Consider the following 24,324-nt stretch of genomic DNA (forward strand, 5'->3'; position numbering starts at 1 on the left):
CATAAAGATTAAGTCATTGTGATCGTTTCCCGGTATACTGTTTTAACTCCATCTGACAATATAAAGTCAGCTTTCTTTTTGGAATACTGTTTTTTACGGGAGTTGTATTCCATTTCTATAGTTAATTTTACCTGATATTGTCCCTCCTGATACAGGTATTTCTTATCTAATTCTTCTTGTATGGTGTTTGGAACCTTGATTTCGGAAATAAAAAATGCATTAAAACCATAGTCTCTTTGCTCTGCATTAATGACTCCGGAACATTCTACATCGCCAATTCCTTTGATATTCCATAGGATGGATTCTCGGTTTTCTCCTCCGTTATCTACATAATAAGGGGCGAATAACAGCAGATTCCAGAAGGGTTCTTTCAGTTTGTTTTTATAAAAAACGGTTTCATCTTCAAGTGCAGCCAGATATTGGTTTCTGAAGACATCCACATTCTGATATTTTTCCTGAAGCACTGCCGTTTTAAGTTTCCAGTTTTCTATATTTCTCTGATGATCTGCAGCTCCCAGAAAGCTTCCTTTTTCATCTACTTTTATTTCCAGCGGATAAGAGCTCTGTTCCAGGATATACAGGATTTCCATAAATTTATTTTCAGATGGAAAAGAGGAATCATCTACCTTTTCTATCAGCCAGTTTTTTGTATGGTCTTCATTTTCTTTCTCCTGCAGTGTAATTCTAAAAGATGAATAAAACCCTTTTGCTTCTCCAAATTGTATTTCAAGAGCATTCTCCACGTGATAATCGTGGGTTCCTAAAGCGTATTTCTGAAAAGGTTTTACTCTTGTTTCTACCATATGGGGTTTAAGTGTTATTTAATGGAACAAAGCAGCATTATTGAGTACAGTTTTTATCATTAACAATCTCTTCCGGCTGGTTGTAGAGGTATATTTTTTCTACTGTACCACGTCCACATTTACTTACCAGATAATTGGCTATATAATCTTGCTGGTAATGAGATATTTCTTCACCCAGCAGTTCACCTGCGCTTTCTTTGTTCGTTATAAAATATGAGGTATTATCCGTTTTTCTATAAAAAACAAAGTTGAGTGAAGATATTTCGGATTGTGTAAGAGACTTATTGCTTTTCAACCTGTTTTCTATGTACCTTATAATATCTTTTTTCAGCATACTTTCGTTAGGTTCCGGATTATCTATGAGAATATAATATGAAATTTTGACCGCATTCTTATAATAAGCATTGGTAAAGGTCATATGCTCAAGTGGAATAAAATCATTCTTTTTCTGATCACAGCTCATAGCCGTCAAAAGAAAATATACAGTGGCAATAATTCTTATAGATTGTAAATACTTCATTTTTATGTGTGTAATAATACCTGCTAAGTTGTAATGGTTATTCATTTTTAATATTCTCCCGGCCTTCTTCTTCCCATATTGCGAAGATGGTCTTCTCTTTCTTTTTCAGCTCTCCTTTTACTTTGGCGTTCTGTTTTACCAATCGTAATACTTTCTTTAAAAGTTTTCTCAAATTCAACTTTAGTGACAAAAGGCTTGTATCCTCTGATATGCTGCAAAATAAACCAATATCTGAAACCAAGCAGATAGTAATATTTCTTTTCTATATCCGGCATATCCAGTCCAAAGTGATCATACAGAGCAACTTTATACGTTGCATCGTAAGTACCATTACCAGATTTATTGAATTTCGTCAGCTTCACCTCATAGGCCCATGTATCATTCATACAAATAGTAAGACCTCCCATGAAGGTGTCCTTCATTGTTGAAAACTGTGGATGTCCCCAACCTCTTTTTCCAAACTTTCCGATCTCATCATCTGTAAAATGGATTTCATCATCTTCAATAGATGCTACACTTCCATGGTTTTTCTTAATCCTGTCAGCAATTTCATCTTCTATGCTTAAACAGAATCTTTGGTTTGAAGGATGCTGTAATACATGTTTTGTTAATATAGGATTCATGTATTCCCCTCCTTCGCTTCGCTTAAATTTTTCAATCATATCAAAGGCAACAGTTTCCAGTTCTCCAACTGAAAAAAGCGTTCCTACCATGCGTTTGAATCCAGTCCATAATTCTTCATCTGTCTTATCTCTTATCTCCGACTTGATCCAAATCCCTTTACTTTCTACATCCTGCAGAGTATATCTTGAAGGATATTGATTGGAAACACCGAGACCATAACACATATCATCCGCCATATTCACTCCTTTCCTGTCTTTTCCTTTAATTTTAAATCTGTCAATATAAAGGGGTAATGGATTTGTTATTTTGACTTCTACACTGACCTTGTCAATTGGAGTTTTAAAATAGGCATATACACGCATATCATAACAGGGAAGTTTCACCTGTATCGTCTCCGTATTTCCGGTGATTGAAGAATAATCAAAAAAGAAAGGAATAGAAATTCCATTTATTTTTTCCTGCCATTGAAGCTTTTTATACTCACTTTTCGTTGCAGATCTGTTAAAGGTCGCTTTGAACCAATATTTTACTCCTTCTTTAGGTTTGGCAATTTTCCCTCCATTATCATCTAAAGGACCTTCTACCTTTACTACTAGTAATGTATTGTCTTTTTTTGCCTGATATTCGTCAAATTTCTTCCCTCCTTTTTTCCCATAAAAGGTATTTTCCTGAGGAGATTTAAAATCAAGGGTTCCTTTGGAAGCATCTTTCATGATTTGTTCTGCTTCCTTATAGGACTTTCCAAAGACATTTCTTACGATATTTCCGCCTTCGCCCGCCATATTATTGCATTTTTACCTGTTTACCACTGTTGATAAGCACTTCTTTGGCACTTTCTACATTGATGGCATCTTTTGTACTGATGTAAGAGCCTGCTTCCATATTTTCCGTAATATTTTTTGCTCTGGAGCTTCTTCCAACTTCTGCGGTTTCAATAATATTACTTGCTGTCAGGTTATAATCATCATTGGCGGTTTCCGTGATATCTTCTCCGGCCATAATATTGACATTTCTCTGCGCAGAAGCAATGATATTTTTACCAGCATTGATCTGTACATTTTCTCCTGCTGTGAAGGTTATATTTTTAGGAGCATTCACTACAATATTCCCTTTTCCGTCCATTAAATACGTGTTTCCACTTGGATCTTCTATGAAAATACTTCCTTCCTGATCGTTAAAAATTATTTTATTACCACTTCTGGTCTGAATAGATTTAAGATGATTGTTGATGCTTCCTCCCAATGCAACCTGCCCATGGAACATTCCTCCCATCGCAAACGGAAAATCCGGATGGTGGTATTCAAAGCCTACCATTACCTGATCTCCCACTTCTGGCACTGCTACAAAACCTCTGTTTTGGGTAATAACATCTGTACCTCCTGCATCTGGGCTCATCATTCTGATAAAATGGGTAGTATCAGGATTTTTCTGCCAGTCAAATCTCACCTGTATTCTTCCCTGATTAAGAGGATCTGTGTTGGAAATAACGGTGGCAACCTGCGGTTCAGCCTTAGGTTCTATAAATTCAGGTTTTGGCATAAAGCCTGTTCCTTCAGCGATTGCTTCAAAGCTTCCTGTATAATACCCCCGGGCATTCACTTCATGTGAAACTTCGGTAATCGTAAGTTTTGTAAAATAAGAAGTCTGGCTGGTATCCGGCTTCCGCATTTCAATATCTGCAAGACAACCTGGATATAAAAAAGGAACAGTTGTATTTCCTGAAACAGTAAATACTTCTACAGCAGCACTTCCGGCAGCACTTTTCTGTGAATCGCTCACATCCATGAACATATTCGCATTGATGGGAGCGGGTGAAAGTGATTGGGTTTTGAAGATACTGTTATTCAGTTCGTAAGCTTTGGAAGGGATTTCTCCCAAATGTCTGATATTATTCTCAGAACCTTCCATTTTTGTATGACTGCTACTGTTATATCCAAAAAACTGAGGATTGGTATGCACAGCGTTCAGCTCTACCTGTACATCGCTAGCATTGCTTCCGTATACGAGGCGGATCGGTTTTTCTGAGGGTGGAAGTTTTCCGAAGTGAAGAACTTCACCATCATAATAAAACTGTTCTCCGTAGGCTTCTGCTGTTCTTGCAAGATAGTTGTAATGGGTTTCGTTATATTGTGCGCTATAATTGATATAGCTTTTATTCTGGGTATCTACTCTGAAATCAAATTTTTCTGATCCCAGTGCTTCTTTACATATTTTGTTGGCAATGATTCCGGTATTAACGGCCTGATCTCCTCCAAAACTCTGGGTATGGGGAGCTGCGTCCATAAGAATGGTAGGGCTGTAACCTCTCAGTACAATGTTTCCCAGGCTCATTTTTTCCTGGCTGAATGCGGCTTTGGTGATGACTCCTACAAAAGTTCTTTCAGGGCTTTCACTTTCGTAATCTTTGTATTTGAAAACGATAGTAATTCTCTTTCCCAAAAACTGGCGTGCTTGTTCCAGAGTGTGGTTTTGGGCTTCTCCAAGAGAATCGTGGGCTAAAATAAGTTCAAAATCATGATGTCTTCTGGCACTTTGCTGTAAACGGAAATGCTTGAAGTGTTTGATAATTTTGCCTTCAATCACAATATCCAGCTTTACCACACGGTTGATTCCGGGAATATGATTCTCAGAAATCTTATCAGAATTCGAGGCATTTTTATTCATAGTGATTAGGTGTTTTTTTCAGAACTTTTATTTTTTTATAAACAGCTGCTCTATAAGGTTAAAAAAGGCAGAACAGCATCCCTTAAACCGGTGTGCCATTCTGCCTGATCGTTTAAATTCCGAATACTATTAAGAAGGCCATGCTCCAAAATAAGAAGAAGTCCCCAGATCTATCTGTTCTGCACTGATCACAAAACTGATGTACATACTGTTCTCATCTACAGCATCGAAATCTACTTCATGCTGGATAACATAACCGTTTGTCCATTTCAAGGTTGTTAAAGTTCCTTCCTCATGAGATTTATTGAAGGTAACCTCTCCTACTGTAGGCTTATACTTTCCGTTCAATAAACTTTCAAGGATGTCTGATTTTTCAGTAGCTTCTACTGTAAGTTTGATAAGAGCATTGGAAGGATCTGATGCTACACGTCCTGATACGTCTGTAGATCTTGATACGCTGTAGTTAAGTTTTAATAACTTTTGTCCTTCACCGTTGTTGAATTTTAAAATTCCTCTTGAATTTCTTTCTGCCATGATTTGTAAATTTTAATGGTTAATATTTTATGATTTGTTTTTCTATATCACCAAATATAGATGTAATTACAAAACGTAAATAAGTTTTATTATTAAATTTAAAAAAGTGTCGTAATAATACGACTAACACTTGTTAGGTAAATTACCTCCTACAAATCAGGTGTTTGACATTTACAGCTCTTTAAAATCGTAATATTTTTTTGATTGTTTAAGATATTTAAAACAGAGATAAAAATTTCAAAATTCATTCACAAAAGAGTATCTTCAGATAAATAGTAAAGAAGAACAGCAGTTTTAGAGCAGAAAATCAATTTCAGAATTGAAAATATAGGGACAGAAGGACATAAAAAAATAAAAATTATAAAAAAATGAAAAAAAATCAGGTGAAGAAAACCACTGATGAACAAAGCATTGGAATTTAAAACGAGCCATACTAAAAGATTTCCTCAAAAAAATAAATCAAAAAACTTGCGCGGTATTATAAAATGTTATACTTTTGCATCACTTTAAAACAACGAAGTAATAAACAAAAACATAAATGGTTTCTTAGCTCAGTTGGTAGAGCAATGGATTGAAAATCCATGTGTCCCTGGTTCGATTCCTGGAGAAACCACTTCAAAACCTCTAATTTATTTTAGAGGTTTTTTTGTTGTTATACTTTACCAGTTAAAAGTAAAATTAACGAAGGACTTATTTTTTAAAGCTAAATTTTAAAGGGAGCAAAGAAGGGAATCAATTTCATTGATTATCCTAAGTATATGTTTCCATACAGTTTTACCTGTTCAGCCAGCTGAGACATTCTGCAATCTGCATTTTACTGATAAAAACCTCAGCATTTACTTCCGGTTCCGGAGACAGTCTAAGTTCTACTTTCTGACTGGAATGTTTAATGATTTCAGAAACAGCTTCTTTATTAATGATAAACTTTCGGTTTATTTTAAAGAAAATATCCGGGTTAAGCTTTTGAATAATATCTTTAATGGTATCATCATAGATATAGGTCTGATGATCTTTTGTAGTAAGGAAAAGGTATTTCCCGGAAGCAAAAAAATACGCGGTGTTATGCTCATCAATTGATTTAAGCTTATTCCCTTCTCTTACCATAAAACGTTTCATGACCTCATCTTCTGCCTGGCGCAGTGAGGAAATTGATTTAAGCACCGGTTCCGGGTCAAAATTGTTACGTATGGAGATAAACTTCTGTAGAGCTTTATGCAAATCTTCTTCTTCAAAAGGTTTCAGAAGATAATCAATAGTAAAATGCCTGAATACTCTCATGGCATATTCATCAAATGCAGTAATGAAAATAATTGGGGTGAAAAGCTCTACATGTTCAAAAATTTCCAGGCTCATCCCGTCACCAAGATGGATATCCATAAAGATAAGGTCTGCAGAATCTTTCTCAAAAAAATCAATTGCCTGTTTTTTAGAACGAAGAACAATAGTCTCTGTAACAGGGACTATACTCTGTGTATCTAAAAGATTTTTCAGATAATTCACAGCCAGCAGTTCATCTTCTATAATGGCAATTTTCATAACGATGCAAAAGTACAAAAAAACCGCTGAAACAATTAAGTTCAAGCGGCTTCCTCTGTATTGAATTTGATATGAAGTTCTATAGATTAGGATTATTCTTCTTCGCGCTCATTGGATATTCAATGGTATATCGCGGATCATTCTGCTGAAGAATATATTCCTTGCCACTGATAGTGTGGCTTATTTTTTTCTGATTTGCTCTTCTTAGGTCGAACCATCTTTGTCCTTCCAAAGCAAATTCTCTGAATCTTTCATCCAGGATAAAGTTCATAAATACTGTAGAATCCATTGAGTTTACTGCATTTTGAACTGAATTATATCCGTCCGGAGTATATCTGTTTTTTAAAACTTTCAGAAGTGTTTCTTTAGCTTCAGTCAGCTTATTCAACTTTAATAACGCTTCAGATTTTATAAAGTACTGTTCTGCTGTTCTGAAAGACACTTTGAATTCTAAGCTTCCTCCTTTAATAACTTTATACTTACTACCATTTTTTTCAAAATACATGCCAAACCTTTTATCGGCAGGAGTATTGTATGAAGAAATCAATTCGGGAGATGCAAAAGATAAGACCTTTATAGAGTTATCCCAGGTATTGTCCAGCGCCATGATAGATTCCGGGGAAGCATAATGATTAGGCGGGGTATTTACGGTATTCAAATTGCTCAAATCTCCTTTTATATCCAGCACCTGATCTGCATAATTTAAAGCTTTGTTCCAGTCTCCTTCATACAGCGCTGTTCTTGCTTCAAAAGCCAGCAATGCTATTTTTGAGAATCTGTAGTTGACTCCTAATGCCTGCTTCTGCTCTACCATCAGATCTTCTGCTTTTTTAAGGTCTGCATGAACCTGGCTGTATACTTCCTGCACGGAAGATGGCTTCAATACCTGCTCAAGATCAATTTCAAGATTAATAGGAACTCCTCTGTCTGTAGAAGCTGTAGCACTGTTGTATGGTTTCCCATATAAATTCACCAAATCAAAATACAAATAAGCACGAAGAGCATATGCTTCTGCCAAAATCTGATTCTTCTCAGGAGAATCCTTCATCGTTTTGCTTCCTTCATTGATGATCTGGTTCAGGTAAAAGTTTACGGTATAAAAGCTTAACCAAGGAAGCTCCGCAGATGTAGCATCATAGTTCGAATCTTTCCACATCGCAATTTCACGATAAGAAATAAAATCTACTCCATTGTCATCAAGATTTGTCTCATCAGTACGAAGGGCTACCAGCGATTTGTGAACGGGATATTTTGAATAGGCTGATGTAAGTACTTTTCTGTAATCTTCAGCGGTAACAGGAATAATTTTCCCTTCCGGCTGAATATCTAAAAACCTGTCGCATCCGATATTGATAAAGCTGATTGCTGTAAGCGCTATGATTGTTGTAATTTTTCTCATTTTTCTCAAGTTTTAAAAAGAAACATTAAATCCTACGGTCACCGACTTGGTGATAGGCTGTGCATAAATATTACCATACGTTTCCGGATCAAAATACCCTTTATATCCGTTACTGAATACAAACAGGTTACGCCCTTCAACACTTAGCCTCAGACTGGAAATCCCCATAGGATTGGTAAATTCTTTAGGAAGTGTATACCCTAAACGAATACTGCTTATTCTTATATAGCTGATCTCTTTTGCCCATATATCAAGTAAATTGTATGCACTTGAACGGTTTCCTGCAAACCACTTGTTAGCCATCCATCCGTCCGGATTAGCGTCCATATCAGGACTTGTAATTCCAGGAAGTGAACCTCCCGCTTCATAGATGTCTCTTGTGTAATTTCTTCCTCTATCCAGATCCATACCTCGGTAAGAAGGCGTTCTCATTACCGTCTGCTTCAGGTTGAATGTTGCAGAGATGGTAAGATCAAAGTTACTTACCTTAAATGTGTTGATAATACCTCCGGTAAATTTCGGATCTCTGTCTCCTACATAGGTAAACAGACTTCTTAGCTCAGCGTTGGAGAGTTTCGTATCTACAAGCTGCCCCGGAAGGAAATCTGCATACACATCATATAATTTAAAGAACTCTACTGCTGAAATCTTTTGGTCTCCTTTCCAGAATAATGGATTTCCATGCTCATCCATTCCTGCAGTTTTCAAAGCAAAAACGGCATTCACCGGAAGACCTTCTCTGGAAGGAAGGAAAGCATTGTCACGGGGCTGCTCGCTCAATACTCTACTTTTGTTGTGTGCAAAGTTGATCGTAGTAGTCCATTTGAAATTATCATGATTGATGTTTCTGGTAGATATTGCCAATTCAAAACCTTTGTTGCTCAAACTTCCCCAGTTCATCATTGTATATTCGAATCCTGTTTCAAGAGGAGTTTCTTTCATACTGATCATATCTGTTCCTTTTCTGCTGTAGACATCAGCGGTAAGACTCACACGGTTATTGAACAATCCTAAATCAAGACCAACGTTTGTATTGGTTGTTTTTTCCCATCTCAGTTTATCGTTCGGAGGGCTGATAACATTGATAACTCCTTCTTTTACACCTGGAAGAATCGTTGTATCATTGTATTCACCAATAAAGAATGGCGATGTGTTTCTGTCAATATTTCCCTGAAGACCGTAAGATGCTCTCAGTCTAAGGTTAGATACTGCAGCAATATTTTTCATGAAGTCTTCCTTCGTCACCAGCCATGATCCTGAAACAGCCCATATCGGAAGGTATTTATATTTTTTATTGACCCCGAAAAGGTTGGTGCCGTCATATCTCACACTTCCGAAGAATGTATATTTCTGATCGTAGGTATAAGACGCTGTAGCAAACATGGAAGCATAAGCATTCTCTATAGGAGCTGCTTCACGGTATGTTTCATATCTTTTATCTGCCGCAAAACCTGAATTCGGGAAAACAATTGCCGTAGCTCTTCTTGTTGTTGGATCATATCCGAAAGCTCTGGTAATAGTAGTATTATCTTCTGTTTTACGGATTTCTGTTCCTGCCATTAAATCAATTTCGTGCTTTGAATTGATTTTCGTGCTGTATGCCGCCTGTAACTTCCAGTTGTACTGGAAGAAATCGTTATCCCAGTTTTGTTTTACAGCACCAGCTGGTAGAAAGTAATTGTATTTACCGTCTTTGTAATAACGGGTATTTTCTTTCATTTTTCTGGTGAAGTACGTATTCTCTGCTGCAAATTTCTCTGTTTTGTTGGTATCATACTGAAGACCTAACTGAGAGGTAAATCTTAAACTTTTTGAAGCTTTATATTCTAAATCTAGAATTGCTTTCAAAGAGTTATTTTTCAGTGAATAGTTTGTATTTTCTCTTTCTTCAAGGAAATTGAAAGGAATATAACGGTCCTCAAAACCATCCATATCTTTATCATAATTGTAGCTTCCGTCTGCATTGAAAGGCTTCATATATGGATTGGCATTTCTTGAATAATTAACAGGGTTTATTGAAGCATCAGCGTCCGTTACAAAAGATGTACGTTCACTTTGCGTTCCGAAAATAGAGATTCCTGCATTTAACTTATCGCTTAATTTATAATTGTTTTTTAAAGTCAGGTTATAACGCTTAAAACCTGTACCGATAGTTGTTCCTTCTTCATCATAGTATCCCAGGGAGAAATAGTAATCGGCACGGTCACTTCCTCCTGAAACACTTAATCCATATTGTTTGTTGATGGCATTTCTGTACAACAGTTTACCCCAGTCTGTATTGCTGTTTCTTAAACCGTCAATTTGCTGGCGTGTGAATGAGTTCAATGCATCAAAACCTCCGTTTCTGAAAGCATCAAGCTGGCTGTTCTGAGTCAGGATTCTCATCACTTCCCCTTTATCAGCACGGTAAGTAAGGTCTGCACGCTTGGCAAGCATCAGTTCCAGGTCTACTTTTTCAGAAGCATTCAAAAGATTCAGTTTCCCAAAATCAGGACGAGAGGTAACGAAAGTATCGGCTGAGAAGTTCAGTTTCATACTTCCTTTCTTTCCTTTTTTCGTAGTAATGGAAATTACTCCATTTGCTGCTCTTGCTCCATAAATTGCTGTTGCTGCGGCATCTTTAAGGATCGTAATATCTTCAATATCATTAGGATTCAGTCCTGCGATGGAGAAGTTCTGAAGCTGGTCAATATTGTCTTTATCTGTAAAGTTCGGGACATCGTTTCCTTCTAATGGAAGACCGTCAATTACCCATAGCGGATCCTGAGGACCGGAAAGAGAAGCTGTACCTCTGATTCTGATCTTCGCCGGACTTCCTGGAGCTCCGGTTTCAGGAGTTACCGCCACACCGGCAATCTGTCCTGCCAGCATTTGGTCTACACTGGCAACACCAGCCTGGCTGATGTTGTCCATTTTCACTGTAGAAACCGCTGAGGTCTGCTTGCGTTTTTCAATTTTCTGATATCCAGTGATGATTACTTCCTGGATTTTATTTTTATCTGTAACCTCAGAAGTAAGTCTTATGGTATAGTTAGTCTGCCCTTCATTCAGTTGAATTACTCTGGACTCATATCCAGGATAGCTTACTGATACGGATTTGGTATCTTCAGGAATTTCTAATATAAATTTTCCGTCCTTATCAGTCACTGTACCTACTGATACACTTTCAATAATTCCTTCCAATTCTGTTTTTGTAGAGACAGACTGAGTTTCTATTTTTATAGATGCACCGGTAATCACATGAGAAGTATTTCCGTCTTCTATTTTCCCGGTGATGGTTTTCTTTTGCTGGGCCATTGCTATATTAGCAGCCAAAAGAGGTAAAAGTATTAGAGTTTTTTTCATTGCCGTTTATTTGTTTAAAGCCTCTTGTATACGAATGATTAAATCTGTGTAATGTGCTCTGGAAGCATCATCACCTCTGTATCTTGTTCCGTTCAGTAAGTCCAGAACCTTCTGAAGTTCCGCTCTCTTGTAGGTAGTAACTTCAGATACTCTTTTCATGGATGAATAATTGATATTCCTAAGACCGTGATCATCTTCATGGAAACTACAGATAGTCGGGATATTCAGAGTATCGTCTGATTTCAATCCTTTCACTGCTGTTTTTTCAAATAATTTATTCACTGAAACAATCAAAGCATCCACATAGTTTTTCTGAGTCATTTTCTCAAGCATCGTCAGACTTCCTTTTTTACTGAAAATAGCAGTTCTTACCTGATCAAATAATTTCTCAACGGTATAGATCTCTTCTTTCGAACCGGAAACCTGATGCTTCAACTCATTTTCAAGCAATCTCAACAATCTGTCATCCATCAACAGGGAATAGATATTCGCATACTGCATTCCTCTTGCCATAGTATATGGCGTCTGCTCGAATGGTCCCATTGGTGAATCTTTAACCGGGTACGTTTTTTCTGTAATAGGATTAAAGAATAACCATTCCGGAAGGTTGATTGCATTTTTAACAAGATAATCAACAGCTCTTGTCTGTATTTCAACAGGAACTGCTTCGTAAGCTTTCTTCTTGTTGCCAAAAACCGTATTATTCAGATAAATTCCTCCAACATTCGCCATCACATGACCTGTATACAGATCCCATTGTCCGATAGCTCCCAGATACAGTTTCCCTGCATCTGTATACTCTTTACCGTCCTCATACGTCCATTTTAAAAGATTATTGACAACCACTTTCAGGTTTTTCATTCCGTACTCACTGGCTTTCATGGCATCATCTCCTAAATCTTCAGACTGCGAACGAGGATCGATAGTTTCCAGGTAGCTCTGCTGCTCCCCATAGAAATACATCGGGTCGTCCTCATGTTTTTCAATTAAGTTTTTAAGCGCTTTTTTCTCAACAAATTCATCAGGATACCAACGGTAACCCCAGTCTATAGCATATTTGTCGTAAAGACCAATTTTTGGAGTGATAGCTGTAACGCCATCTTCCGGCTGAGCTACATAATTGTAACGTGCATAATCCATAATGGAAGGTGCCGTACCACCCATTTTGTCTGTAAATTCTTTAGAACGAAGCGACTCTACCGGGAAGGCAAATGAAGCTCCCATATTGTGCTTCAATCCAAAAGTGTGTCCTACTTCATGAGATGAAACAAAACGGATCGCCTCACCCATATGTTCATCACTGAATTTATTCCCTCTGGCTTTCGGGTCGATAGGCCCTGTCTGAATTCTCATCCAGTCGTGAAGAGAAGTCATTACATTATGCCACCAGATGATATCTGCTTCAATAATTTCACCACTTCTTGGGTCTACTACTGATGGTCCCATTGCATTTGACTTTGGCGAAGCGGCGTAAGTAATTACAGAATATCTTACATCATCAATATCAAAATCTTCATCTTTTTCATCCGGCATTTTCGCAATCACTGCATTTTTGAATCCTGCCTGCTCAAACGCCGCCTGCCAGTCATGTACTCCGGCAATGATTTTTTCACGCCATTGTTTTGGGGTAGCCGGATCGATATAATAAACGATCGGTTTCTTAGGTTCTACCAGCTCACCTCTTAAATATTTTTCTTTATCCTCGTCCTTTGGTTCAAGGTTCCATTTGGTAATAAAGAATTTTTCATCCATTTTCTGCTGATTGTCATTAAACGACCAGTGTTTTTCGGAGAAAAATCCTACTCTTGAATCTGCAACTCTTGGTTTCATCGGTATTTTAGAAAGCAGTACAAGATTCGTGGTAACACCCAGGGTTACCGGCAAATCTACTCCACCTTCATTTACAGACGTTGATAATTGAGACTTCACTACAAGATTCTTAGGAAATGTCTTCACTCCTTCTATATAAGAAAGGCTTGATTTCACAGATCCTCCTAATCCTACATTAGCCAAGACATCATTGAAGCTCTTTTGATTTCCATCAAAAACTTTATTGACTTTGATTGCTACTGCTGTAGAATCACTGTTTTGCGCTTCAATATCAAAGACTTCGATTACAGATTCTGAAAAATTGTCTTTAACAGATTTTGTAATGGCATCATTTTTTGGGGATGACACTTTAGGAACCACCGTTTTTACCCATATTTTTTTAGCTACGGGATCACGGTGAAAAGAGATGACCTTATTTTCATAATTCATTCCCTTGTTCAAACCTGCCTCATTCACCTGCATTGGTACCTGAGAAAGTTTGTTCACCACCAAAAACTGACGTCCCATCAAACTGTCAGGAATTTCAAAATAAATATCCGTTTTTACCTGTATCGTATTAAAAAGTCCTTTTTTATAAGTTCCTTTTTTGATCAGGTCTTCAATTTTCTTTGTTTTCTTTGATGTGGAAGCTTCTGTCTTATCAGTTTTGTCTTTGTTGACCTTCACTGTATCTTTTTTCTGTGCTATTGCCATTGGTGAGGCCATAGCAAGACCTAAATACAGTGCCAGCCTGTAATTCTTCATTAAAATAGTCCGATTCATTCCAAATAGTAAATATCTTAGTTTCAGCTAGCAAAGCTATAGGTATAGTGAATTATATAAATAATATTAGGGAGTGAAAGGTGCTTTTTCGGGAGTGAATGGATTTTTTATTTTCACTTCATTAAGGGTAAAAAACATATGAAATATTCACCATCTACAGAAATATGAAGAAGATTATTCTTAAAATACTCATAAACTTGATTCAAATAATCAATTCCGAATTTTTCTCCCTGCACCGATTCCGTTTTTGGCTGCCAGGTGTTCTTCACCGTGATCCCATCTTCGTCAACAATAATGATAATTTCCAAAGGCCGATCTATAGTAGCAATATTGTGCTTGATCGCGTTCTCAGTAACGATTTGCAGTGATAAATATGGAATTCGTTTTTCCAAACTTTCAGGATCATTAATGATCAGTTCAAAGCTCATCTCTTCATCAAACCTGCTTTTCTGGAGCTCCATATACTGCTGTATAAATTTGATTTCCTTCGAAACCGGAACGATATTTTCCTTTGGAGGCACTATAAGATACCTGTAAATCTTGGAGAGATTCATGGTAAATTTCTGTGCATTATCTTTATTAATGCCAATCAGCATGTAAAGAGAATTCAGTGAATTAAAAAGAAAGTGCGGATTGATGTTATTTTTAAGCTGCTGAAGCTGGTTAATCACCTCTGCTTTATGCATCTTTTCATTCTCTATCAAAAGGAAATTTTTCTCAGACTGTATTTTTTCTTTTTCCTGATAGGCCAGATTTGCGGATCGCTGGAATAAAATAAAAACAGTTACAATAAGGAATAACGCTGCGAGAAAAATATAGACTGTGTAGGTTTTTATCTTGCTTATATTTTCATCAATAATGAAATTAACATGGTTAACAACCGTATATCCGTCAAAATTATCTGTTTTTAGTGGTTTTATGAACCGAGTTACTTCAACTCCAAGGTATTCTGAAACCGCCGTTCCTTTGGTATATCCCGCTTCAGTTATGCCAGACAATGTATCTTTAGCCTTAATATCTGTAAAATCAAAAATATTCTTGCCTATGTATTTTTTCTCCGGATGGGTAATGCAAATTCCTTCTTTGGTAAAGACATACGCGTACGTATTAGAACTTTTGTCTACATTGATAAAGTACTGATGAAGATCATCCAGGCTTACGGTAGAACCATAGTACAGTTTGTTTTTATCAGGCAGCATCAATGAATCATAACTCACCCAATACATACTGTCTTTTTTAGTTATCAGAAGATCTCTGAAATGCCCGGACCCGTTGTTTTTTAAAACAATAGCTTTCTCTTTATAATCTGTCTTTTTGAAAATATCGGATAATGGATTATTACTCTCAGATTTTCCAGAAGCTGTATTTTCGTAATAATACCAGCTGTAAGGCAGCAGATTTCTTTTTTTGTTTAAATCATTTAAGACTAAAGAATACTCTTTATAATTCTTAAGACCGTCTTTCTGAATCAATGCACTAAGCAGATATTGATAGTCTTCAATATTCCTGAATTCATGTTCTATAGATTCATATTTACGGAAGAAGGTTTTCTTTGCAAAATCATCGGTATTTCTACGACTGTCTTCAGTGATCAGAAGACTCAAAACAGCAAATGCTGCCACTGCAATCAGGCAGGCAGACAGAACGGCGATGTAAATGGATTTTTGGGATAAAGCGTGTTTAAAATTAATAGCCAAGTTAATATAAATTGTTGTTCTCCTACATATAAATTATTCGTTTGCAAAGGTATAACAAAGATTTCAGTACCGTAAAGTGAATTATTTATATCTTTAAAACTGGCAATGGGCCAGCCTATTTTGAAACAAAAACATGTATTTTCAACTATTTATTTTTTTTGAAAGCAGACAAATGGCTATCTTAGAATTGCACTCTGATTAATTTTTCTACAGCTTCTTTAATAATTCTTCAGTATTCATAATCGCGGCAAATTCTTCACTCAAATTAGCTAATGCCATGAGATGAACCAATTCTGCGTCATATTTTTCTCCGTGTATTCCTACTCTGTCAAAAGCCGCTGTAGCATCAGAAATCACATACGTTTCATACCCAAAGTTACCTGCCATTCTTACCGTTGTGGAAACACAGTGATTGGTTGTAATTCCCAGAATCACCAGAGTATTTAATTTCTGAAGATCTAATTTTTCTTTCAAATCAGTTCCAATAAAAGCACTGTTGACATTTTTTGTAATAATAGGTTCATTATTTTGAGGCAAGACGTGGTCATTGAATTCAAATCCAGGATCAAATTCATGCAGTTTAGATTGAAGATTTGTTGAGCTGTGTCGGATGTGAAATATCGGCAAATTCAAGCTTCTCCATGCTTGCAGTATTTTTCCGCTTAATTTTTCTGCTTCTTTATTGTTTCTGTTTCCTCCCCAATAGTCCTCATCAAGAAATCCTTTTTGAATATCAATAAGAATCAATGCCGGTTTTTTTTCTCTTAGTTTCACCTGTTTACTATTTTATATTATTATTTGAAAAGTCTGTTCATAAGAAACTCATTATATTCATCCTTTATTGAAGATTCAAAAAGGTCAAATACATGCAAAGCGCCGGGAATCACCCATAATTCCGTTTTCACTCCTGCTTTATACAAAAGCTGGGCATATTCTAAACCCTCATCTCTTAAAGGATCCAACTCACAGGCAACAATCGTTGTTTTTGGTAACCTGGAAAAATTATTGTAAAAAGTAAGATCCGAATATTGAATACTTTTATCCTTATTTTCTTCGCCCAGAAAATGCAGCCACGCTGTCTCTGCATAGTTTTTATTCCATAGTGGAATATCGGTAAACTCTTCCATTGAAGGAGTATCCAGTCTGTTGTGAATCACAGGATATAGTAAAAACTGATGTTCTATATTTTTAATATCATGATCTGCGGCCATTTGGGTTACAGCTGCTGCCAGATGTCCACCTGCACTTGCCCCGAAAATGGTAATACGATCAGAATTGATCTCCAGCTCTGACTCACCGTGTCTTATAATCCATTGTAAAGCATCAAAACCATCTAAAACAGGAATAGGAAACTGATATTGAGGAGCAAGCCTGTAATCAACGGAAATAATGGTTGCCTTCAGTCTAATTGCAATTTCAAACATCTGGTCATCCACCTGCTCCGGTAATCCGAAAACATACCCTCCTCCATGAAAGTAAAGGAGAACTCTTTCCCGGTTGAAACCTTCAGGCTGATAAACATGAAGTCTTATCTTGTATCCATCTTCTGAACTTGGTATAAAAACATCCTGTACAGCAATATGATCCGGTTTTTTGAAAGGATGAGCTTTCGTAAATTCGTTTCTTTCCTGTTGAATAATTTCCGGAGCATTCAAAAACAAATTTTCATCAATTTCTAACGAATAAGGAACATTTTCAATACTATTTTTTAAATCACTGTTAATTCTATTAAAATTCATATTATCCTAAATATTTTATTCTACATAAGTGATAAAACCACTTCCCGAAAGGCTATTTCCTGTTTTTATTTGTAAATTTAACCTATCAACATTCTCTTTTCCAAGTGTACAAATGATTGTCTGGAACGAACAAAAATGTAAGTATGAGTATTAAAGAATCATCCTCCAATAATGAAAATAAGAAAACACTAGAGTACAGCTGTTCTGAAATATATGCTGTGAATCTGATCAGCGGCCGCTGGATTCTTTCCATCTGTTATCACCTTAAACATGGGAAACTGAGATTTTTTGAACTGAAGGATAAAATCCACAATATTTCTGAAAGGATGCTTACCCTTCAGCTGAAAAAAATGGAGCAGGAAGAGCTCATTGTCAAAAAAGTATATGCAGAAGTTCCCATAAAAGTAGAATATGAACTTACAGAAATTGGCAAAAAACTGATTCCGGTTTTAGATCAACTGGAAGTATGGGGTAACGAGCATAAAAAGATTAAGAAAAAATAATCTGAATTCCCATTCCTTTTTTAAAGAAAAGACCCAAAAGATAACTCTTATTTTATACGTAAACTGAAAGATCAGAAAACAGCTATAAGTCTTAAAATTAGTTAATATCAACGCTTGATCAGCAGATTCAGCGTTTTATATTTTTAAAATTAATTATCTTCGCCTACAAATCTTATTTGAAAATGAAGAAGATCATCTCCGGGATATCTATTTTTTGTGTCATCGCTATTTCTGCTCAGGAAGCTATCCAGTTTCAGGAGCTTCCATTCAAGGATATTATTGCCAAAGCTAAAAAGGAAAAAAAATTAGTTTTTATTGATGCATATGCTTCCTGGTGTGGTCCATGTAAAATGATGGAAAGAAATGTTTTCACCCAGAAATCCGTGAGTGATTATTACAATACCAACTTCATCAATGCAAGATTTGATATGGAAAAAGGAGAAGGCAGAGACATCGCTTCTCAATTTGGAGTACGTTCCTATCCTACTTATCTTTTCCTGAACGGTGAAGGCGAACTGGTATCCAGAAATACCGGTTATATGGAAGAAAGTATGTTTGTAGCTATGGCTCAGGATATCAATTCACCGGGAAACAAAAAAGGATCTCTTAAAGATCGTTTTGCCAGTGGTGATAAGGATCCGGAATTCCTGATCAATATTATGAAGCTGAATGCCAACACAGATTATGACTTTGCCAAAAAGGCTTCCGAAAGATATTTTCAGAATAAAAAGAAAACCGAAGAACTTACAAGAGATGAAATCGGCTTTCTTCTCTACTTCGTAAAGTCATCAGAAGACACCAATTATACTATTTTCGCATCCAGAAAAGCGGAGATCATTAAATTTCTTCCTGAAGAAACCTACACAGAATTTGATGCTCAGCTTAAATTAGGAAAAATAGTAGAACAGTCTATTGATGATAAAAATAAAAAGATCAACGATGACTATTTTTTAAAAACAGCTGAACCGTTGGTAGGAAAAGAAGCTGCTCTTAAAAAACTGAATCAGACTAAACTCAGCTATTATGAGCAGAACAGTAATTTTCCTGAATACGAAAAAGCAGCTTTAGACTATTATAAAAATTCTGATTCATTTGACCCTAATGAACTTCTGAGAGCTGCATGGATATTTGCAGATCATGTGAAAAACCCATCCTCATTAAAGAAAGCTACTGAATGGGCAGAAAAATCTGTCATGAGAAGCGAAACTTCAGAAAACACTTATATTCTTGCCAAACTCTACAATCTTACAGGAAATAAAGAGATGGCAAAAAGCTACGCTGAAATGTCTAAAAACATAACAGTTCAGGGCAATAAGGATTCTCAGTTAGCAGATGAATTATTAAAGCAAATAAAATAAACATTACATACCGGATGAAATATAAATTATTAGCAGCAGGCATTTTAGCTTTCCTGTCAGCAACTACGTTGAGTGCTCAGGAGCAGGAACAAGGAGGACAGGAGAAAAGTTTATACATAAAAGGAAATGCTTTATTTGCTCCAATAGGTATTTTAAACCTTGGAATAGAAAAACAAATCAGTCCAAAATATACCCTTCAGGGTGATGTTTTCATTTCACCTTGGAAGTCTTTCGCAGGACACGAATTACAAATCTACTCTCTTTCTGTGGAAGGAAGATATTATTTTAAAGAAGCATTTAAAAATTGGTATTTAGGAGCAAATATTGGTGTTGCAGCTTATAATCTCCAAAAATGGAGTTATTGGCATGACGGATATTTTTATAAAGATAATGGAGATGTTCTTTTAAACACTAATCTTTATCAAAAGGGACTTACTATTATGCTGGGTGTTACGGCAGGATATCAATTTCAGCTATCCGAACGATGGAATCTTGACATATATGGAACAGTCGGAACATCACAAGGATTTTACAAAGGATATGACCGTTCAACAGGGCTGCGTTATGATTCTGCTGAAAAATTCAATAAGAGCGGTGAGATCATCCCATACAGAGGAGGGGTAATGATTTCTTATAAATTAAAATAATACAATGAAGCTATTCGGAAAAAACCATATTATCATTTTAGTGATCACTTTTGTGATCCTTTTTTTAATGAATTATATCGGAAACGATCTGCCTGATAAATTGCAAAGAGCTTTATTAACGGCTTTTGCAGGAGTTGTTGGATTAACGATCGGTCTCTTTATATTAAATAAGGGCAAAAATGATAAAAATCCGCCTCAAAATTTTGATTAATTAATCTTCATATACCACATACCGGGTTCTGATCTTTTCGAAACTTTCCAGATCTTTTTTCCAGGAATTTTTAATTTCCTGAATTGATTTTCCATCAATGATCTGTTTTCTGAAATCATCAGTTCCGGACAGGGTATCAAACCAAAGATTTTTCAGGAAGAAATCCTGCTGGGGATTTTTATAATTCTGGTAAGCTTTGATTACCCATTCAAGGTTGAGCTCTCTTAAGTCTGTAGGATATTCTGAAAGGTTTTCACCATAACACAGTTTCCCATTCAGGAATGGATCTTTAGCACCATAGCTTGGCTTTGGCGTAAACTGGTAAGGAAGATTTTCCGTCCATGGTGAACCATAAATCTGGAAAGGAAGATCTGTTCCTCTTCCTACAGAAACCTGAGTTCCTTCAAAAAAACACAGACTTGGATATAGATTGATTGCTTTATCATTAGGTAAATTCGGAGAAGGTTTATCAAGCATCGGATAGCGTTGCTTTTTATGATAATTCTTCATCTGAACAAGTGTGTATTTAGCCTGAACACCATTTTTCAGCCATTTTTCTCCATTCACCATCTTTCCATACTCTCCTATCGTAAGCCCGTAAACTACAGGAACTTCATGCATTCCTACAAAACTGGCCCATTTTTTTCTCAATACAGGTCCGTCAGTATACCCATCATGCGGATTGGGACGATCCAATACCATGATCTCAACATTATTTTCAGCACCTGCTTCCATCAGATAAGACAGCGTGGAAATATAGGTATAGAATCTCACCCCAACATCCTGGATATCAAAAATAACAATATCAATTCCTGCCAGCTGTTCCGGTTTTGGTTTTTTATTACTTCCATATAGAGAAACAATCGGGATTCCTGTCTTTATATCTACTCCATTTTTCACTTTTGCACCTGCGTCAGCATCTCCTCTGAAACCATGTTCAGGAGCAAAAATCGACTTGATCTTGATTCCGTTTTTTACCAGAAAATCTACCAAATGAGTTTTATCACTCATCAAGCCCGTCTGATTGGTTACTACCCCTATTGTTTTATCTTTTAAGAGTGGCAAATACATTTCAGGCTGGTCTGCCCCAGTTTTAAAATCCGATTGAACTTGAGTCTGAGAATAATATTGATTGAATACTCCTAAAAAAATTAGGCAAATCAGAAGTAAATTTTTAATTTTGAAATCTAAATTCATAAGCTTGAAGTTTCCTTTATATTTCTCTAGAAAAATAGCATTTTCCAAAGATAACAAAAATAACCTTTCAAGGGTTATCATCTTCATTGGCAGGCTTTCCGTAGCATTGGGGATTATTGTTTCCTTAATTACTGTAGCCACCGGTTTTGGTTCCAAAAAAGCTATCAAAGAGAGGCTGGCAGATTTCAGCGGACATATTACTGTAAGATCCACGCGTTCAAATTCCTCTTATAATACTTCCGTACTTGATAATCAGGGACTCAATATTGCAAAAATAAAAGAACTTCCCGATGTGGAAAGCATTCAAAAATATGTGACAGTTACAGGAATCATGCGTAATGAACACAATTTTGCGGGAATCATATTTAAAGGTATAGGAAAAGATTTTGACAGTTTAAGATTTAAAAAATTCCTTATCGCCGGTACTACTCCGAAAGTTACTGAGAAAGGCTTCAACAATGACGTTGCCATTTCACAAAAAGTAGCCAATGATCTGCACCTTAAGATAAATGACAGCATTGTTACGGTATTTTTAAAGGCTGATCAAAAGCCTCTTTATCGTAAATTCAAGATTATAGGAATCTACAGAACTGATATTAAACTAATTGACGAACAGTTTGTTATCGGAGGAATCAACCATGCAAGAAAAATTCAGGATATGAAACCTGATGAAATTGGCGGAATAGATATCTTTCTGAAAAATGTAAACGATATCGACAAGGATTTTCCTGAAATTGAAAAATTGATCGGTTATAAAAACTATGCTGAAAAAGCAACTGAAAAATTTCCACAAATCACGGACTGGATTAGTATTTTTGATACCAATATCGCATTGATCATTATCATCATGCTGATTGTAGTAGTGATTAATATCATTATGGTTCTTCTGATTCTTATTATTGAAAGAACCAATTCTATCGGGCTTCTTAAAACATTAGGTGCAAGTAATTCACAGATAAGAGCAACCTTCATCAATTACACCCTGATTATTATGATTCCGGGACTTTTGTATGGAAATGCTATCGGATTGGGACTTATTCTGATCCAGAAATTCTTTGGAGTAATAAAGCTTAACCCGGAAAACTATTATGTAAGTACGGTTCCGGTAGATCTTAATCCTATCGCAATTATTTCGATCTCATTGGGAATTCTTCTTATTTCAGGATTGGCTTTAATTATTCCGAGCTACCTGATCAGTAAGATTTCTCCTGTGAAAGTTATTAAGTACAACTAAATTGATAATTGATAGTTATTCACTGTCTTTCAGATGATTTCAGTTTTACCCACAACTTATCCACACGTTATCCACAGCGCAGATAATTTTAAAAACCTTATCTTTGCGCCGCATATAAAACATTTATGAAATACGCAAAAAATATCCTTGAAACTATAGGTAACACACCGCTGGTAAAGCTTAACAAAGTATTAGGTGAAGATTTCCCGGCATTAGTATTAGCAAAAGTAGAGACCTTCAATCCTGGAAACTCAGTAAAGGACAGAATGGCTCTTAAAATGATAGAAGATGCCGAAAAAGACGGCAGACTAAAACCAGGAGGAACCATTATTGAAGGTACTTCCGGAAATACAGGAATGGGATTGGCATTGGCAGCCATCATCAAAGGTTACAAGTGTATCTTTGTAACGAATTCTAAGCAATCAAAAGAAAAGTGTGATATTCTTCGTGCTGTAGGTGCTGAAGTAATTGTTTGCCCTACAGACGTAAAGCCTACTGACCCACGTTCTTATTATTCAGTATCCAAAAGACTGGCAAAAGAAACGGAAAACGGATGGTATGTGAACCAATATGACAACTTATCTAACAGAACTGCTCACTATGAATCTACTGCTCCTGAGATCTGGGAACAGACTGAAGGAAAACTGACTCACTTTGTGGCAGGAGCCGGAACGGGAGGTACAGTCACAGGATGCGGAACTTTCTTTAAAGAAAAAAATCCAGACATTAAAGTAATTGGGGTGGATACATATGGTTCTATTTTGAAAGAATTCCACGAAACCGGAGAATTGCACTATGACCATGCTTATACTTACATTACGGAAGGTATTGGAGAAGATATTATTCCTGAGAATTATGACATGTCTGTGATTGATCATTTTGAAAAAGTTACGGATAAAGATGGTGCCATCTACGCAAGAAAACTGGCTAAAGAAGAAGGAATTTTCTGTGGATACTCTGCTGGAAGTGCGATTGCTTCTTTAATTCAGATGAAAGATCAGTTCACCAAAGATGATGTGATCGTCGTTTTACTTCATGACCATGGTTCAAGATATGTAGGAAAAATCTACAATGACGAATGGATGAAAGAAATGGGTTGGCTGGAAGAAAACAAAGAAGGTTAATAAAATTATTTTACAAATAAAAAAACGGAGCAATATTTTGTTCCGTTTTTTATTTTTATGACTTGATCTTTTCTTTTAATTTACCTTTAAGGATGCTGTATTCTTTCTCACTCATTGCTTTCCTGGGAAACATATAGCTGTATTTTCCTTCAAGGGAAATAAATTCATTATTGCTGTCAAAATATTCAAAATCTTTCCACTCGCTGGTTTCTTTTTCGCCATCAATATTCACAGTGAAAAAATTCTGGTCAAATCTGATTTCGTATACTTTACACTTTTCCAATACATTTAAATAATGATTCACCTGTTTCTTCCATCTTGAAACTTTGTTGACACTTACTGAAAGAAAAACAGCACAAAGCAAAAATATAAAACTTAAAAAGTATAAAATTCCCTTACTTTCTTTGCTCAGATTATCTTTCAAAAGAAAAACAATAAAAACAATCACTGCAGCAGCAATGGTAGCAATAGTTTTACTTTTTGTTGTAGGCGAAAAAAGCAGACTTCCCTGATTACCGCTAAAATAAATCTCTTCAAAAATCTTTCTGTCCGGTTTTAGTGTAATCACCTTTTCTTCATTCATAATTATAGAGTTTG

Annotated in this window: 20 protein-coding genes and 1 tRNA gene; 7 read left to right on the plus strand and 14 right to left on the minus strand. The window is 36.2% G+C overall.

Annotation, left to right across the window (positions count from 1 at the left end; translation table 11 throughout):
* Nucleotides 1–8: 8 nt before the first annotated feature.
* The 5 genes from AC57AW_RS19725 to tssD all read right to left on the minus strand — a co-directional run bounded on the left by AC57AW_RS19725 (nt 9) and on the right by tssD (nt 5,145).
* On the minus strand, nt 9–803 hold the full coding sequence (locus AC57AW_RS19725; protein ID WP_496353251.1) for a hypothetical protein: 795 nt from the start codon (nt 801–803) through the stop codon (nt 9–11).
* A 37-nt stretch (nt 804–840) separates the two neighbouring features.
* Nucleotides 841–1,323 (minus strand): hypothetical protein, encoded by a 483-nt coding sequence (locus AC57AW_RS19730; RefSeq protein ID WP_496353252.1) that lies wholly within the window; start codon nt 1,321–1,323, stop codon nt 841–843.
* A 47-nt stretch (nt 1,324–1,370) separates the two neighbouring features.
* A complete protein-coding gene (locus tag AC57AW_RS19735; RefSeq protein ID WP_496353253.1) occupies nt 1,371–2,729 on the minus strand; it encodes a DUF3289 family protein in 1,359 nt (452 codons plus the stop codon).
* A 1-nt stretch (nt 2,730) separates the two neighbouring features.
* On the minus strand, nt 2,731–4,611 hold the full coding sequence (locus AC57AW_RS19740; RefSeq protein WP_496353254.1) for a type VI secretion system Vgr family protein: 1,881 nt from the start codon (nt 4,609–4,611) through the stop codon (nt 2,731–2,733).
* Between the two features lie 129 nt (nt 4,612–4,740).
* The gene (gene tssD, locus AC57AW_RS19745; protein WP_318846975.1) at nt 4,741–5,145 is read right to left on the minus strand and encodes a type VI secretion system tube protein TssD; all 405 of its coding nucleotides are present in this window, start codon (nt 5,143–5,145) and stop codon (nt 4,741–4,743) included.
* Nucleotides 5,146–5,685: 540 nt separating this feature from the next.
* On the opposite strand from tssD, the gene AC57AW_RS19750 reads away from it, so the two are divergent.
* Nucleotides 5,686–5,758, plus strand: a tRNA-Phe gene (locus AC57AW_RS19750).
* A 161-nt stretch (nt 5,759–5,919) separates the two neighbouring features.
* Here AC57AW_RS19750 and AC57AW_RS19755 read toward each other — a convergent pair.
* From AC57AW_RS19755 to AC57AW_RS19785, 7 genes are all read right to left on the minus strand, one after another.
* On the minus strand, nt 5,920–6,681 hold the full coding sequence (locus AC57AW_RS19755; RefSeq protein WP_496353255.1) for a LytR/AlgR family response regulator transcription factor: 762 nt from the start codon (nt 6,679–6,681) through the stop codon (nt 5,920–5,922).
* Between the two features lie 79 nt (nt 6,682–6,760).
* On the minus strand, nt 6,761–8,080 hold the full coding sequence (locus tag AC57AW_RS19760) for a RagB/SusD family nutrient uptake outer membrane protein (protein ID WP_496353256.1): 1,320 nt from the start codon (nt 8,078–8,080) through the stop codon (nt 6,761–6,763).
* 12 nt (nt 8,081–8,092) lie between these two features.
* Entirely contained in the window at nt 8,093–11,425 is a 3,333-nt protein-coding gene (locus AC57AW_RS19765; protein WP_496353257.1) for a SusC/RagA family TonB-linked outer membrane protein, read from the minus strand.
* Nucleotides 11,426–11,431: 6 nt separating this feature from the next.
* Nucleotides 11,432–14,017 carry a zinc-dependent metalloprotease gene (locus tag AC57AW_RS19770; protein WP_496353258.1) on the minus strand — a complete coding sequence of 862 codons (2,586 nt, stop codon included), beginning with the start codon at nt 14,015–14,017 and terminating at the stop codon, nt 11,432–11,434.
* A 113-nt stretch (nt 14,018–14,130) separates the two neighbouring features.
* Complete coding sequence (locus AC57AW_RS19775; protein WP_496353259.1) at nt 14,131–15,714, minus strand: sensor histidine kinase; 1,584 nt, start codon at nt 15,712–15,714, stop codon at nt 14,131–14,133.
* A 207-nt stretch (nt 15,715–15,921) separates the two neighbouring features.
* Nucleotides 15,922–16,488 (minus strand): cysteine hydrolase family protein, encoded by a 567-nt coding sequence (locus tag AC57AW_RS19780; protein ID WP_496353260.1) that lies wholly within the window; start codon nt 16,486–16,488, stop codon nt 15,922–15,924.
* A gap of 20 nt (nt 16,489–16,508) precedes the next feature.
* Nucleotides 16,509–17,453 (minus strand): alpha/beta hydrolase, encoded by a 945-nt coding sequence (locus AC57AW_RS19785; protein ID WP_496353261.1) that lies wholly within the window; start codon nt 17,451–17,453, stop codon nt 16,509–16,511.
* A 143-nt stretch (nt 17,454–17,596) separates the two neighbouring features.
* Between AC57AW_RS19785 and AC57AW_RS19790 the strand changes: the two genes are divergently transcribed.
* The 4 genes from AC57AW_RS19790 to AC57AW_RS19805 all read left to right on the plus strand — a co-directional run bounded on the left by AC57AW_RS19790 (nt 17,597) and on the right by AC57AW_RS19805 (nt 20,172).
* The gene (locus AC57AW_RS19790; protein WP_496353262.1) at nt 17,597–17,956 is read left to right on the plus strand and encodes a winged helix-turn-helix transcriptional regulator; all 360 of its coding nucleotides are present in this window, start codon (nt 17,597–17,599) and stop codon (nt 17,954–17,956) included.
* Between the two features lie 182 nt (nt 17,957–18,138).
* Nucleotides 18,139–19,314 (plus strand): thioredoxin family protein, encoded by a 1,176-nt coding sequence (locus tag AC57AW_RS19795; RefSeq protein WP_496353263.1) that lies wholly within the window; start codon nt 18,139–18,141, stop codon nt 19,312–19,314.
* Nucleotides 19,315–19,328: 14 nt separating this feature from the next.
* Nucleotides 19,329–19,961, plus strand: coding sequence for a DUF3575 domain-containing protein (locus tag AC57AW_RS19800; RefSeq protein WP_496353264.1), 633 nt, complete (start codon nt 19,329–19,331; stop codon nt 19,959–19,961).
* A 4-nt stretch (nt 19,962–19,965) separates the two neighbouring features.
* Nucleotides 19,966–20,172 carry a hypothetical protein gene (locus AC57AW_RS19805; RefSeq protein ID WP_318846965.1) on the plus strand — a complete coding sequence of 69 codons (207 nt, stop codon included), beginning with the start codon at nt 19,966–19,968 and terminating at the stop codon, nt 20,170–20,172.
* Here AC57AW_RS19805 and AC57AW_RS19810 read toward each other — a convergent pair whose 3' ends face one another.
* On the minus strand, nt 20,173–21,369 hold the full coding sequence (locus AC57AW_RS19810) for an exo-beta-N-acetylmuramidase NamZ family protein (RefSeq protein ID WP_496353265.1): 1,197 nt from the start codon (nt 21,367–21,369) through the stop codon (nt 20,173–20,175).
* 4 nt (nt 21,370–21,373) lie between these two features.
* On the opposite strand from AC57AW_RS19810, the gene AC57AW_RS19815 reads away from it, so the two are divergent.
* Together AC57AW_RS19815 and AC57AW_RS19820 are read left to right on the plus strand one after the other, a co-directional pair.
* Nucleotides 21,374–22,603 carry an ABC transporter permease gene (locus tag AC57AW_RS19815; protein WP_496353266.1) on the plus strand — a complete coding sequence of 410 codons (1,230 nt, stop codon included), beginning with the start codon at nt 21,374–21,376 and terminating at the stop codon, nt 22,601–22,603.
* A 125-nt stretch (nt 22,604–22,728) separates the two neighbouring features.
* Nucleotides 22,729–23,727, plus strand: coding sequence for a PLP-dependent cysteine synthase family protein (locus AC57AW_RS19820; protein WP_496353267.1), 999 nt, complete (start codon nt 22,729–22,731; stop codon nt 23,725–23,727).
* 55 nt (nt 23,728–23,782) lie between these two features.
* Here the strand turns inward: AC57AW_RS19820 and AC57AW_RS19825 are convergent, their stop codons facing one another.
* Nucleotides 23,783–24,310 (minus strand): hypothetical protein, encoded by a 528-nt coding sequence (locus AC57AW_RS19825; RefSeq protein WP_496353268.1) that lies wholly within the window; start codon nt 24,308–24,310, stop codon nt 23,783–23,785.
* Nucleotides 24,311–24,324 lie beyond the last annotated feature (14 nt).

Source organism: Chryseobacterium sp. BGA-UO-ETr-SB22 (genome assembly GCF_059567885.1).

Bases quoted from the DNA above. Each gene is read 5' to 3' on its own strand.
- AC57AW_RS19725 (WP_496353251.1), bottom strand. From the start codon at position 803: ATGGTAGAAACAAGAGTAAAACCTTTTCAGAAATACGCTTTAGGAACC.
- AC57AW_RS19730 (WP_496353252.1), bottom strand. From the start codon at position 1,323: ATGAAGTATTTACAATCTATAAGAATTATTGCCACTGTATATTTTCTT.
- AC57AW_RS19735 (WP_496353253.1), bottom strand. From the start codon at position 2,729: ATGGCGGGCGAAGGCGGAAATATCGTAAGAAATGTCTTTGGAAAGTCC.
- AC57AW_RS19740 (WP_496353254.1), bottom strand. From the start codon at position 4,611: ATGAATAAAAATGCCTCGAATTCTGATAAGATTTCTGAGAATCATATT.
- tssD (WP_318846975.1), bottom strand. From the start codon at position 5,145: ATGGCAGAAAGAAATTCAAGAGGAATTTTAAAATTCAACAACGGTGAA.
- AC57AW_RS19755 (WP_496353255.1), bottom strand. From the start codon at position 6,681: ATGAAAATTGCCATTATAGAAGATGAACTGCTGGCTGTGAATTATCTG.
- AC57AW_RS19760 (WP_496353256.1), bottom strand. From the start codon at position 8,080: ATGAGAAAAATTACAACAATCATAGCGCTTACAGCAATCAGCTTTATC.
- AC57AW_RS19765 (WP_496353257.1), bottom strand. From the start codon at position 11,425: ATGAAAAAAACTCTAATACTTTTACCTCTTTTGGCTGCTAATATAGCA.
- AC57AW_RS19770 (WP_496353258.1), bottom strand. From the start codon at position 14,017: ATGAATCGGACTATTTTAATGAAGAATTACAGGCTGGCACTGTATTTA.
- AC57AW_RS19785 (WP_496353261.1), bottom strand. From the start codon at position 17,453: ATGAATTTTAATAGAATTAACAGTGATTTAAAAAATAGTATTGAAAAT.
- AC57AW_RS19790 (WP_496353262.1), top strand. From the start codon at position 17,597: ATGAGTATTAAAGAATCATCCTCCAATAATGAAAATAAGAAAACACTA.
- AC57AW_RS19795 (WP_496353263.1), top strand. From the start codon at position 18,139: ATGAAGAAGATCATCTCCGGGATATCTATTTTTTGTGTCATCGCTATT.
- AC57AW_RS19800 (WP_496353264.1), top strand. From the start codon at position 19,329: ATGAAATATAAATTATTAGCAGCAGGCATTTTAGCTTTCCTGTCAGCA.
- AC57AW_RS19805 (WP_318846965.1), top strand. From the start codon at position 19,966: ATGAAGCTATTCGGAAAAAACCATATTATCATTTTAGTGATCACTTTT.
- AC57AW_RS19810 (WP_496353265.1), bottom strand. From the start codon at position 21,369: ATGAATTTAGATTTCAAAATTAAAAATTTACTTCTGATTTGCCTAATT.
- AC57AW_RS19820 (WP_496353267.1), top strand. From the start codon at position 22,729: ATGAAATACGCAAAAAATATCCTTGAAACTATAGGTAACACACCGCTG.
- AC57AW_RS19825 (WP_496353268.1), bottom strand. From the start codon at position 24,310: ATGAATGAAGAAAAGGTGATTACACTAAAACCGGACAGAAAGATTTTT.